Here is a 1,324-nt window from a genome sequence, read left to right on the forward strand (position 1 = left end):
GCCCGCGAGCGCGGGCCCGTACGAGGACGGCCCCGACGCCGACGACTGGCGCGCGCCGGCCTCGTACGGTCCCGGCGGCGGCAGCGGCGCGTACGGGTCGAGCCGCCCGGGCCCGTACGCGAGCCACGAGCCCGAGCCGACCACTCCCCTGCCGACGATCCCGGCGATCCGGCGCGAGAAGGACTGAGGCGGGGCCGGACCGGGGATTCAGCCGCACCCCTGCGCCGACTGCGTCCCCGTTCCCTCCTTCGCGTCGAGCGCGTACACGCAGCGGTCGCCGCTGCACGCGTAGACCACGCCGCCGCGCACGACGGGCGAGCCGGTCACGGCGCCGCCCGTGAGGAGCTTCCAGCGCAGTTGGCCGCCCGAGGCGCTCAGCGTGTAGAGGCAGTTGTCCGCCGAGCCGAAGTGCAGCAGATCGCCCGAGGCGACCGGCGCGCCGACGATGTCGCCGCCCGCCTGGAAGCGCCAGGCGGGCGTGCCGTGCACCGCGTTGAGGGTGTACATGCCGTTGCCCGAGGCGACGTGGACGAGGCCGCCCGCGACGAGCACCGGGTCGACCGAGGAGCGGGCCTCGGTCGCGATGCGCCAGCGGTCGCGGCCGTCCTCCGCGTCGAGCGCCCACACCGCGCCGTGGTAGTCCGCCACGTACACACCACCGCCCGTGACGGCGGGACCCGGCGCGAAGGCGGGCGGGCTGAGGAAGATCGCGGGCGCCTCGAACTGCCAGCGCACGCGCCCGCCGAGCGCCTCGATCGCGAGGACGCGGGTGCCCGCGCACACGTACACGCTGCCGTCCGCCGCGGGCGTGATGCGCAGCGGGACGCCGCCGCAGGCGCTGACATCGCCGACCGGGTACGACCAGCGCTCGGCGCCCGTGCGCGCGTCGACGGCGCGCAGCCGGGCGTCCTGCCACAGGTAGGCGGTGCCCTCGTGCAGGACGGGGGCCGCCTCGGCCGTCTCGAAGTCGGTCTGGAGGCCGCTCGCCTCCCAGAGCCGTTCCCCGCTCGCCGCGTCCCAGCCGCGCACGGTGCCGCCGCGGCTCGCGGTGAGCACGGTGCCGCGCCCGGCGGCGAGCCCGTAGACCCAGCCGGGCGCCGCGGCGCGCCAGATCTCGTTGCCCGTGCGGGCGTCGAGCGCGTGCACGCCGGGTCCGTCCGAGGCGTGGATGCGGCCCTGGTCGACGGCCATGACGAGGGCGACGTCCCGCGTCTTGAAGCGGCGGCGGCCGGTGGCCACGTCGAGCGCGTGCACCTCGAAGGACGTCACGTACACGAGGTCGTCGGCGAGCACCGGCGTGCCCCACACGTCGTTCGACATGCGG

Annotated in this window: 1 protein-coding gene and 1 pseudogene; one reads left to right on the forward strand and one right to left on the reverse strand. The window is 76.7% G+C overall.

Going from position 1 to position 1,324, the window contains the following annotated elements:
- Positions 1 to 187: pseudogene (locus tag G3I42_RS02335) on the forward strand (hypothetical protein); the annotation flags it as partial.
- 20 nt (positions 188 to 207) lie between these two features.
- Here the strand turns inward: G3I42_RS02335 and G3I42_RS02340 are convergent.
- On the reverse strand, positions 208 to 1,324 hold a 1,117-nt coding region (locus G3I42_RS02340), incomplete at its 5' end, for a PQQ-binding-like beta-propeller repeat protein (RefSeq protein ID WP_164282187.1).

The sequence above is a fragment of the Streptomyces sp. SID11385 genome (assembly GCF_010548245.1).
In the GTDB taxonomy this organism is placed as follows: domain Bacteria; phylum Actinomycetota; class Actinomycetes; order Streptomycetales; family Streptomycetaceae; genus Streptomyces.